Source organism: Pseudomonas sp. RIT-To-2 (genome assembly GCF_029623465.1).
Classification (GTDB): Bacteria; Pseudomonadota; Gammaproteobacteria; order Pseudomonadales; family Pseudomonadaceae; genus Aquipseudomonas; species Aquipseudomonas silvicola.
Window position 1 is genome coordinate 1 of the sequence record NZ_JAPYKM010000074.1, and the last position, 10,513, is coordinate 10,513.

The window sequence follows — 10,513 nt, forward strand, 5'->3', positions numbered from 1 at the left end:
TTTTCCCTATGCCCCCGACCGCAGTTATACGCCACCCGATGCACCCTGCGAGCAGTTGCGGGCACTGCACGACTACCTCGGATTGACCCGTGGGGTCATCGTCCAGGCCAGCTGCCATGGCAGTGACAACCGCGCCATGCTGGACGCCATCGCGCGCAGTGAGGGGCGGTACCGAGGCGTGGCCATTGTCGATGGCAGTGAATCGGATGCGCAGCTGGAGGCGCTGGATGCCGGTGGTGTTCGTGGCGTGCGGTTCAACTTCGTCGCGCATTTGGGTGGCGCCCCGGACCTGGAAGTGTTCGACCAGACGGTCGATCGCCTGGCGGACCTGGGCTGGCATGTGGTGCTGCACCTCGATGCTCAGGACATCTCCACCTACGCCCAGCGGTTGCAGCGTATGCCGGTGCCTTTCATCATCGACCACATGGGCCGCGTCAAAGCCCGGGATGGCCTGGGCCAGCCTGCGTTTCGAGCCTTGCTGGAGCTGATGGAAAACCCCTTGGCCTGGGTCAAGGTGTGCGGCGCTGAACGGGTTTCTGCCGGGCGCCGGCCTTTTGAAGACGCCGTGCCTTTTGCCGAACACCTGATCCAGGCCGCTCCAGATCGCGTGCTGTGGGGTACCGACTGGCCTCATCCGAATATCAGCCAGGACATGCCCAACGATGGCGCGCTCGTAGACCTGATGGCCACATTCTGCCCAGACCCTGCGCTGCGCCAGAAGCTGTTGGTCGACAACCCCCTCAAGCTCTACGGTCGTTGACCCTGCGCCCACGCGTGCCACCCCCAACAATAAGATTGCCAGCGAGCCCGATGCCATGATTCCCCGCCCTGTAGCTGCACCCGTGAAAGCGCCGCCAGTACCCCAGGCAAATGCCCGGCAGCCGTTCTACCGCGCCCTGTATTTTCAGGTATTGCTGGGGATAGGTGCGGGCATCGCCGTGGGCCACTTCTGGCCCACCTTTGCCGCTGACCTCAAGCCGCTGGGCGACGGGTTCATTCGGTTGATCAAGATGATCATCGGCCCCGTTGTGTTTTGTACCGTGGTCACGGGCATCGCGGGGATGCAGGATTTGAAGAAGGTCGGAAGGGTGGGCGGCAAGGCGCTGCTCTATTTTGAGGTTATCTCATCGGTGTCACTGGTGATTGGCTTGGTCGGCGGCCATCTGTTGAACCCGGGTGGTGGCTTCAATGTCGACGTGAACACGCTTGATGCCTCGGCCGTGACAGGCTTTGCGCAAAAGGCTGAGCACTTGCATATGGTCGACTTCCTGTTGGGTATCATTCCTGCGACCTTTGTGCAGGCTTTCGCCGAAGGCAACGTGCTGTGCATCCTGCTGGTGTCGGTCCTGTTCGGTTGCGCCCTTTCGTCCATGGGCGAGAAGGGCCGGCCGGTCTACGCCATGATCGAAGGCCTGTCCGGGGTGTTCTTTCGTATTGTCCATATCATCGCCAAGCTGTCTGCCCTGGGGGCGTTCGGCGCAATGGCGTTCACCGTGGGCACCTACGGTGTCGGCTCGCTGCTGCCGCTGCTCAAACTGGTGGTGTGCTTCTACGTGCTGTGCGCGCTGTTCGTGATCGTGGTGCTGGGGGCCGTGGCGAAAGTGTGCGGCTTCAATATTCTGCGGTTTCTGGGGTATATCAAGGAAGAGTTGCTGGTGGTGCTGGGCACCAGTTCATCGGAAGTGGTGTTGCCGCAGATCATGGAAAAAATGCAACGCCTTGGCTGTTCCAAGCCGGTCGTGGGGTTGGTGGTCCCCACCGGTTACTCGTTCAACCTGGACGGTACCAACATCTACCTGACCATGGCCGTGCTATTCATTGCCCAGGCGTTGAATATCGATTTGTCCTTGTCCCAGCAACTGACGCTTGTGGTGGTCGCCATGTTGACCTCCAAGGGCGCCAGCGGTGTTTCCGGGGCGGCCTTCGTGATGCTCACCAGTACCCTGATGGTCGTGCCGCTGGTACCGGTGGCGGGGATGGTGCTGATCCTGGGCATCCACCGCTTCATGGGCACCGGGCTTGCGATGACCAACCTGGTGGGCAACGGTGTTGCCACGCTGGTGGTATCCGCCTGGGAAAAAGAGCTTGATCGTGAGCAGTTGGCCCGGGAACTGGGCCGTCGCGCCTGACCCCCATGGCTGCTTGTGCCCGTGTGCAAGAGCGCCGTGTTGGCGAATCGACCATTGCCCCTGATCACTGGGGGCAGAGCGATACCACCGCCTGGAGGCGTCGCTGTACCATGCGTGTCAACCGCTCACCCGGGTTCGCCAGGCCCTTGTTCTGCGCCACGACCTGAGCGCCCTCCATCAGCAAGGTCAGTTCCTCGGCGACCTCCTGCGGTTCGTCGAGCCAGATGCGGGTACACAGCTCTGTCAATCGCGCAAACTGCCGTTGCTTGTGCGCTTGAATCAGTGCCCGTGCCGGGTGCGCATCGTCTGGCAGCTCGGCCAGGGTATTGGTGAACGGGCAGCCGCGATAGCCCGAGCGCTCCAGGTCCTGGACGATGAACGCGACGAAGCCCAGCAGTTGCTGGTCGGGGGCGTCGGGGCAGTCCGCGGCCAACCGGTCGAGCACCCCGCTATAGCTGGCCGTCAGGCCCGCCAGCCAATCCAGGATCAGCACATCCTTGCTCTCGAAATGCCGGTACACCGTCATTTTCGTCGATGCCGCCAGCGCGGCGATCGCGTCCACGCTGACGCGCGAAATCCCTTGTTCCATGAAAAGCGCCTGGGCAGCATCAATGATGCGTTCCCTAGGCGGTAGCTGAGGCGTGCGTTGCGGGCGCATGAAAATCTCCTGCCACTGAGATACTTAGTAGTATCGTGTGATACTTACTGGTATCGTTTGATACCGATCAGTATCGATCATACCCAGTTGGAGACGTTCATGCACCTGTCTGAATATGCGGCCCTGGATGCAACGGGCCTGGCGCAGCTCATCCGTGACGGCCAGATCAGTGCTTCACACGTACGCGCAGTTGCGTTGCAAGCCATCCAGGCCGTCAACCCCCAGCTCAACGCCGTGGTAGAGGTCTGGCCCGATGAGCCGGGCGTTGTCGAAGGGCCGCTCGGCGGCGTGCCCTTGTTGCTCAAGGACTTGGGCATCACCGCGGCCGGGCGGCGCAATGAAATGGGCAGTGCGCTGGCACTCGGTTGCACGGCGCAGAGCGATTCGGAGCTGATGCGGCGCTTTCGGCGTGCCGGGTTGTCGGCGCTAGGCAGAACCGCCACACCGGAGTTTGCCGCCAGCACCACCACTGAAAGCCGCCTGCTGGGCCCCACGCGCAACCCTTGGGATGTAGCGCGCAGCGCCGGCGGCTCCAGTGGCGGTGCAGGGGCGGCCGTGGCAGCGGGCATGGTGCCGGTGGCTCACGCCACCGATGGCGGTGGTTCCATCCGCGTGCCCGCGTCAATGTGCGGGCTGTTTGGCTTGAAGCCCAGCCGCGGGCGGGTGCCCATGGGGCCAGAGGTGGATGAGGTGTGGAGTGGCCTGGCGGTTCACGGGGTGCTGACGCGCTCGGTACGTGACAGCGCTGCGTTGCTGGATGCCATGCACGGCCACGCCGTCGGCGACCCATTTCATGTACAGGCCCCTGAAGCGAGCTTTCTGGCACTGTACCAACGTCAACCGCGGCCATTGCGTATCGGTGTGCAGACGAGCCCACTGAACGGCCAGGCGCTGCACCCTGCCGTGCAGAATGCGTTGCTGCAGACGGTCGGCCACCTTGAGGCGCTTGGCCACCGGGTCGAGCCGGTGGCGGTCGACATCGGCATCAGTTGGGAGGCTTTCGTGGCGCTCAACGCACGCTTCTGGTCGTCCAACACCGCAGCCTGGATCGATGCCATCGCCGCCGCGACAGGGCGCAGCATTGATACCCATACCCTGGAACCGGCGACCCTGGCGCTGTACCGGCAAGGCAAAGCGCTGTCGGCCACCGAGTTGCTGGGCGCATTGTTCGAGCGCAACATCGTCGCCCGCCACGCCGGTGGCTTGCTTGAGGCTCACGACGTGCTGCTGTCGCCCACGTTACCAGGGTTGGCGCCGATGCTGGGCACCTACAACGCACAGCAGGAACAACTGGATGGGTGGGGCTGGATGAACCATGTGTTCAACCAGTCGCCGTTCACGGCCCTGGCCAATGTCGTGGGGGCGCCAGCCATGTCGGTACCGCTTGCCCATGACCCTCTGACGGGCTTGCCCATTGGCATGCAGTTCATGGGCAGGTTCGGTGATGAGGGGCTGCTGCTGGGGCTGGCGGGGCAGTTGGAGCGAGAACTGCCCTGGGCACAACGTCGCCCGGCGGTGTGGGCGGGAAATGCTTAACGCCGGGCGGGACCTGCAGGGTTCGCGCCTGGCGCTGGTTCTTCCTCCGCCTTTTTGATCATGATGTCCAGCTCTGCCAGCATCTCGTCCACGTCGATCTCGTGCCATTGGCCGTGTTCGGCCTGTTTGATCAGGGCAACGACGTGTTCGTCGGGCTCACCGCAGTCGGCATCAGCGGCCAGGGTGTAAGGCGCGCCCAGGCAGTAGCCATACATGAAGGCTGCCGATTCAAGTGCCCGCAAGGCATCACCCTGACTGCGGGCCCGGTTGAAGCGGCTGTCAGCCGCGGCAGGGTGAGCGAGCACTGCATTCATGACCCAGCTGGCGCGCAGGTTCCACAACGCATGGTGGGCATGGGGGCGCAGGCGGCTGAACGCCAGGGTGCCGTTCCCAGGGTTGCGGCGCTTGGGGGCCTGGGCGTTTTTACCTTCCTTGGCACCTGCCCAGGGAAAGCACAGGTACCGGGGAACGGTGGTCAGCCCGTGAAGGGTGCAGAACAGGACCACGGCATGCCCCAGAAAAGCGGCGACACGGCTGTCGTAGATGATGAAGTCGGCGCACAGCAGCGAGTACACCTTGGTCATGCCGGCATTGAAGCGCAGCGTTTTGGCGCGCAGTACCGGTGCCGCGGGGTCGCCGGCGTCAATCGCAGCCGCAACCTCGTTGACCTGCTGCGCAAGGCCGCGTTCGTTAGCGCGCAGCCATTTGGCGTTACCGGCCGTCACACCCCCCCAGGCCATGACGTCCAGGGTTGCTTGCAGCATCTTCGCGTCATCGCTGCCAGCGGCTTTCAGGTCGCGACGCAAAGCCTTCAGTGCTTGTGCATTGCCGGCTGCATCGCCAGTGGCGGCGAAGCCTAGCCGGTCATTCGCCGGGCTATTCCACTGGTAAGTCTCGAGGGCGTCGTACAGGCTTTCGCAGGCCCACACCTTGCCCGTGCGGCGTTGAATATAGGTGTGCTGGAACAACGTTCGGGAATCGAGTTCGCGGGCAAACCACTCGATGAAATCGGCAACGTACGGGCGGGCAATGAATTGCTGTCTGGCGGTCATGCGAGGCTCCTGTGGGCTGACACGGGTGGGGGTTGTGTGCCAGCGAGATCATGATGTCAAATGACATGACCGTCCGTTGTCCGTGTCCACCGTTCTGGAGACTTTATTTTGCCCCGTCGACCGCCCAGGGAAATTCCGCGTAGCCCCAGATCCGACCGGAGCGGTCTCAACCGTCAGGGGATATTGATCAGTATCTTGCAGGCCAGGGGAGGCTCGATGACGACGGAGGAGCTGCACGAGGCGAGTAGAAGTCATTACACGGTCGCCTCGCGAACCACGCGCCGGGACCTGTTCAACCTCAGGGATGACAAACGGGTAGAGCTGTGTGATGGGGCCCAGGGGCGCGCGCATCACTGGACCATCGGCGGTAAAAGCCTGCAACTCGAATTGACCCCCACGGATGCGATTACCCTGACGGCGATCTTTCACCACGCCGACCGTTTCGGTTTCAAATCTTCCGTTGAGCAACTGGGGGTGCTGCGTACCTACGCAGAAGCGCGAATTCGCGCCCACGCCAAAAGGGACCTGGTGGGGGAGGGGCGGATCACCACCAATACCCGCTTCACGGTTCTGCAACCGGGTGCTCATGTGCCCGCGCACCTGACCCTGATCCAGGAAGCACTCCTGGGCGATAGAAGCCTCAAGGTGGTCTACCGCCCGCGAGACAACCTGGAGGCTACCTGCACCTACCGGCTGCAGCCACTGGCGCTGTCCTGGCAAGACTCCAACATCTACCTCAGCGCCCTGGTGGTGTCGGAACAGTGGTCGGATGGTCGTGACCCCCATGGGGCTTTCCCGCGTGGCAAGTACAGCAGCAATGGCCCCGGCAAGACGTGCGCCTTGATGCTGCATCGCATGCTCGAAGTCACTGACGACTGGCTGCAGGTGGACCAACCGCCGGGGTATCGCGTGGACGACCTCCAGGTGCAGAAAGACCTCATCACCGTGCACAGCGACAAGCCGATCGGCCTGGCCTTGCGGTTGATGCCCAACCTGCTGAACCGCCTGAGGGAAAACCCGCTGGACCCAGACCAGCAGCTGGCCGAGCACGACATTGGGTGGCTGCTGCAGTGCCAGATCCTGGACACCCAGGGCTTGCGCCTGTTTCTGCTCAGCAATGCGGCAGAGATCGAAGTGCTGGCGCCTGCGTACCTGCGCGACCATGTACGAGAAACCTTGCGTGCTGCCGTGGCGATGTACGATAACCACAACGTCGAACCCTGATCTTTCTACTGTGTTTCGGTATTTTCAGGACCTCGGTGGCTGACTGGAACCCCATCCCTTCCGGCTCCATGCGCCCCACCTTGCTGGAAGGCGACGTGGTGCAGGTGAACCGCGTGGCCTATGGCCTCAAGTTGCCGCTCAGCAACTTCGGGCCGGTGACGGTGCCGGCCGGCAGCTACTTCATGCTGGGCCACAACCGTGACGACAGTGCCGACTCGCGCTATATCGGATTCGTGCCCCGCCGGATTTTAATCGGCCGGGCGCACCATGTGCTTGTCTCGGCGGACATTCTTGACGACTGGCTGCCGCGGCTTCCACGGTTCGGCCATCGATTGGAGTGAACCCCGGATGGCCGATTTTGGCTCCCGGGCAGGCGCTTGGTAGCAGTGAAACAGTAACGAGCGCAATACACGAAAATTCGCTATACCCGAAAGAAAGTGATAACAGTTCGCAAATGCATTTGTTAGTATCTTCATTGGATAGCATTTTGCCAGGGGGGCGTCGACTTCAGCCATTTTGACTTCAGGATCCTCCCCCATGACCCCGCGCTTCCCTTCCAGGCCCACACTGCTGGCGCTGTTCTGCTGCTTGTCCGCCGGCGCTCACGCAGCCGATACCGCCATTGACCTGGGGCCGGTGGCGGTCACCGCCGACGCGGTGAAGAAAAGTGCTCAACCGCTGGTGCCCGAATTCACCGGTGGCCAGGTGGCACGCGGCGGGCAAATGGGCATTCTGGGGAACCAGGACATCATGGACGTGCCTTTCACCATGACCAGCTACACCTCCAGGCTGATCGAAGATCAGCAGGCTGAGGACGTCGGGGATGTGCTGCTCAACGACGCCTCGGTGCGTACGTCATATGGCTATGGCAACCAATCGCAGATTTTCGTCATTCGCGGTTTGCCGCTCAACAGCGACGACGTTTCCTTCGGTGGTCTGTACGGTATCCTGCCGCGTCAGATCATTGGTGTGGAAGGTGTTGAGCGGGTAGAGGTGTTCAAGGGGCCAAGCGCATTCCTCAATGGCGTGACACCCTCGGGAACCGGCTTGGGGGGTGTGGTCAACCTGCAGCCCAAATACGCCACGGATACGCCCATTCGCCGTTACACCCAGGACATCAGCAGCGATGGCCGCATCGGTGAACACCTTGACCTGGGTGAGCGCTTCGGTGAAGACAACCGTTTCGGCGCGCGCGTGAACCTGATGCAGCGCGAGGGCGATACCGCGGTTGACGACCAAAGCCAGCGCAGCAAGCTGTTCGTGATGGGGCTCGATTACCGCGGTGATGATTTCCGTGTGTCCAGCACCTTTGGCTACCAGAAGCAGCGGGTCAATGGCCTGCGCAACGATGTCTACGTGGGCAGCGTGACCAACATTCCCACGGCCCCCAGCGCCCGCACCAATTACGGTACCGATTGGAGTTACGAGGAAACCGAAGACACCTTCGGCATGATCCGTGGCGACTGGGACCTTAGCGACAGTTGGTCGGCCTACCTGGCCGGCGGCGCCAAGCACGACCGCGAGACCGGCGTTTACGCGACCCCTACGCTGACCAATGCCAGCACGGGCGCGGCGACCATCAGCGGCTCCATGATTCCTTCCAACATCGACAGCACCAGCCTGATGGCCGGGCTGAACGGCAACTTCGCCACGGGGCCGGTTACCCATCAGGTGAACATTGGCGCGTCCACCCTGTGGACCCAGACCGAAGCCGCCTACGAGTTCTACAACGGCACCAGCACCGCCACCAATATCTACTCGCCGGCGGCCATGGTGAAGGGCACGACCTACCTGACCGGGGGCGACATGGGGGACCCGGGCGTCACGGCCAAGACCCGTGCACGAAGCATCGCCGCGTCCGACACCCTGGGTTTCTTCGACGATTCGGTATTGCTGACCCTGGGCCTGCGCCGCCAGCAGCTGCGCGTCGAGGGCTACAACTACGACGGTTCGACCTACAACGGCGTTTCCACGGGCGCCGACGGCACCCGTAACGCCCTGTATGACAAGTCGATCACCACGCCGGTGTTCGGCATTGTCTACAAGCCGGTCGACCACGTGTCGGTGTATGCCAACCGTATCGAAGGCCTGGCCAGCGGCGGTACCGCGCCGCTCACCGCCAACAACAGCGGGCAGTCCTACGCGCCGGGGCGTACCAAGCAAGTGGAGGCGGGCGTCAAGCTCGACATGGGCACCTACGGCGCCAGCGTCGCGGCCTACCGGATCGACAAGCCCAATGACGGCTACACCGACTCGGCCAACAACTTCGTGCGCGCCGGTAACCAGATCAACCGCGGTGTCGAGTTGAACCTGTTCGGCGAGCCGCTGGCAGGCCTGCGCCTGCTGGCCGGTGCTACCCGCATGACCTCCAGGCTTGAGGACACCGCGGTGGCCAGCAACGACGGCAACCATGCCATTGGCGTGCCTACCTTCCAGCTCAACGCCTCGGTGGACTGGGATGTGCCTGGCCTGGACGGCGTCGCGCTGAACGCGCGGATGCTGCGCACGGGCGGGCAATTCGCCGATGAGGCCAACACCCTCAGCTTGCCCACCTGGAACCGTTTCGACGCGGGCGCTCGCTACGCGTTCAAGGTGGATCAGAAGAACGTGACGTTGCGCCTGAACGTGGACAACCTCACCAACAAAAACTATTGGGCGTCGGCCAACGGGGGTTACCTGACCCAGGGCGAGCCACGTCTGGTCAAACTGTCGGGGTCGGTAGACTTCTGAGCCTGATCGCGCCCTGAAGCGGCCCGTAGGCCGCGACAGGGCCGAATGCGGTGTGCCAGTTGCAACGCAGCGCTGGCACAGTGAATTTCGTTTGTCGCACTTGGCAACTGACCCGGTGAAATCGCGCGCAGCTGTTGCAGGACGTTCCCCCTTGCCGCGGCTATCCTGTGCGCTCATTTGTCCACGCACGGATGCACCCGCCATGGTCTCCCTCGATACCCTTCCGGTCTTTTTTCTGGCTGTCATTCTTTTGCTGCTGTCGCCCGGCCCCAACATGGCGTTCGTGCTCAGCCAGGCTATCGCGCGGGGCTGGCGTGGCGGGTTGATGGCGGCGGCGGGCATCACCATCGCCGACCTCAGCCTTGCCGTGCTGACCGCCACCGGCGTGACCGCGCTGGTGGCCAGCTGGCCGCCGTCGTTCGACCTGATTCGCTACGCGGGCGCCGTGTACTTGTTGTGGCTGGCGTTCAAGACCTTGCGCGGTGGCGGCCTGGGCGCGTTGAACAGCGGGGAGCAACTGCCGTTGGCGCGCATCCTGTTCTCCGCCACCCTCAATAGCCTGCTCAACCCCAAGGCGCTGCTGTTCTTCATGGTGTTCCTGCCGCAGTTCGTGCAGCCGGAGCGCGGCCATGTGGGCTGGCAGTTGATCCAGCTGGGGGTGATGCTGGCGCTGACGGCCACGGTGTTTCATGCCGTACTGGGCGTGTTCGGCGCCGCCATCCACCGCCGCCTGGCCTCCACCGGGCGTTGGGCCAAGGTGCAGTCGCTGGGGCTGGCAACGGTGCTGACGGCGCTGGCAGTGCGGCTCGCGTTGCTCAGTCGTCCCTGATCGCGGCCTCTGTAGCATCCATGTCAACCCTGTGGGACCGGGCGAAGCTCGGGAACGGGGCTGCGAGATCGACCGGGTTGCCTGCTTCCCGAGCTTGCGCCCGGTCCCACAACGTCATGCGCGTCGCCAGCGGCCATCGCAATCCTGTAGGAGCACAGCTTGCTGGCGAAGGGCACAACGCGGTCCATCAGGTACACCGCGTTGCCATTTTCGCTAGCAAGCTAAGCTCCCACCCCAAGGCCGACGCAGCCTGTAGGAACACAGCTTGCTGGCGAAGGGCACAACGCGGTCCATCAGGTACACCGCGTTGCCATTTTCGCTAGCAAGCTAAGCTCCCACCCCAAGGCCGACGCAT

Annotated in this window: 9 protein-coding genes; 7 read left to right on the plus strand and 2 right to left on the minus strand. The window is 63.0% G+C overall.

Going from position 1 to position 10,513, the window contains the following annotated elements:
* Positions 1 to 760, plus strand: a 760-nt coding sequence (locus QBK88_RS30305; RefSeq protein WP_277964981.1) for an amidohydrolase family protein, incomplete at its 5' end; no start/stop codon positions are given.
* Between the two features lie 55 nt (positions 761 to 815).
* Positions 816 to 2,129, plus strand: a complete 1,314-nt coding sequence (locus QBK88_RS30310; RefSeq protein WP_277964982.1) for a dicarboxylate/amino acid:cation symporter — start codon at positions 816 to 818, stop codon at positions 2,127 to 2,129.
* 64 nt (positions 2,130 to 2,193) lie between these two features.
* Here the strand turns inward: QBK88_RS30310 and QBK88_RS30315 are convergent, their stop codons facing one another.
* Positions 2,194 to 2,787, minus strand: coding sequence for a TetR/AcrR family transcriptional regulator (locus QBK88_RS30315; protein ID WP_277964983.1), 594 nt, complete (start codon positions 2,785 to 2,787; stop codon positions 2,194 to 2,196).
* Between the two features lie 99 nt (positions 2,788 to 2,886).
* Between QBK88_RS30315 and QBK88_RS30320 the strand changes: the two genes are divergently transcribed.
* The gene (locus QBK88_RS30320; protein ID WP_277964984.1) at positions 2,887 to 4,323 is read left to right on the plus strand and encodes an amidase; all 1,437 of its coding nucleotides are present in this window, start codon (positions 2,887 to 2,889) and stop codon (positions 4,321 to 4,323) included.
* Here QBK88_RS30320 and QBK88_RS30325 read toward each other — a convergent pair.
* Positions 4,320 to 5,375 (minus strand): hypothetical protein, encoded by a 1,056-nt coding sequence (locus tag QBK88_RS30325; RefSeq protein ID WP_277964985.1) that lies wholly within the window; start codon positions 5,373 to 5,375, stop codon positions 4,320 to 4,322. The two genes, QBK88_RS30320 and QBK88_RS30325, sit on opposite strands and share 4 nt — an antisense overlap.
* A 216-nt stretch (positions 5,376 to 5,591) precedes the next feature.
* On the opposite strand from QBK88_RS30325, the gene QBK88_RS30330 reads away from it, so the two are divergent.
* From QBK88_RS30330 to QBK88_RS30345, 4 genes are all read left to right on the plus strand, one after another.
* Positions 5,592 to 6,599, plus strand: coding sequence for a WYL domain-containing protein (locus QBK88_RS30330; protein ID WP_277964986.1), 1,008 nt, complete (start codon positions 5,592 to 5,594; stop codon positions 6,597 to 6,599).
* A gap of 35 nt (positions 6,600 to 6,634) precedes the next feature.
* Positions 6,635 to 6,940: a signal peptidase I gene (gene lepB / locus QBK88_RS30335; protein WP_445765025.1), complete on the plus strand. Its 306-nt coding sequence runs from the start codon at positions 6,635 to 6,637 to the stop codon at positions 6,938 to 6,940.
* Positions 6,941 to 7,136: 196 nt separating this feature from the next.
* Complete coding sequence (locus QBK88_RS30340; RefSeq protein WP_277964987.1) at positions 7,137 to 9,329, plus strand: TonB-dependent siderophore receptor; 2,193 nt, start codon at positions 7,137 to 7,139, stop codon at positions 9,327 to 9,329.
* A gap of 202 nt (positions 9,330 to 9,531) precedes the next feature.
* On the plus strand, positions 9,532 to 10,158 hold the full coding sequence (locus QBK88_RS30345) for a LysE family translocator (protein WP_268141277.1): 627 nt from the start codon (positions 9,532 to 9,534) through the stop codon (positions 10,156 to 10,158).
* Positions 10,159 to 10,513 lie beyond the last annotated feature (355 nt).

Excerpts from the sequence above, each read along its gene's own strand:
- QBK88_RS30340 (WP_277964987.1), top strand. The coding sequence starts at position 7,137 with ATGACCCCGCGCTTCCCTTCCAGGCCCACACTGCTGGCGCTGTTCTGC.
- QBK88_RS30310 (WP_277964982.1), top strand. The coding sequence starts at position 816 with ATGATTCCCCGCCCTGTAGCTGCACCCGTGAAAGCGCCGCCAGTACCC.
- QBK88_RS30345 (WP_268141277.1), top strand. The coding sequence starts at position 9,532 with ATGGTCTCCCTCGATACCCTTCCGGTCTTTTTTCTGGCTGTCATTCTT.
- QBK88_RS30325 (WP_277964985.1), bottom strand. The coding sequence starts at position 5,375 with ATGACCGCCAGACAGCAATTCATTGCCCGCCCGTACGTTGCCGATTTC.
- QBK88_RS30330 (WP_277964986.1), top strand. The coding sequence starts at position 5,592 with ATGACGACGGAGGAGCTGCACGAGGCGAGTAGAAGTCATTACACGGTC.
- QBK88_RS30315 (WP_277964983.1), bottom strand. The coding sequence starts at position 2,787 with ATGCGCCCGCAACGCACGCCTCAGCTACCGCCTAGGGAACGCATCATT.
- QBK88_RS30320 (WP_277964984.1), top strand. The coding sequence starts at position 2,887 with ATGCACCTGTCTGAATATGCGGCCCTGGATGCAACGGGCCTGGCGCAG.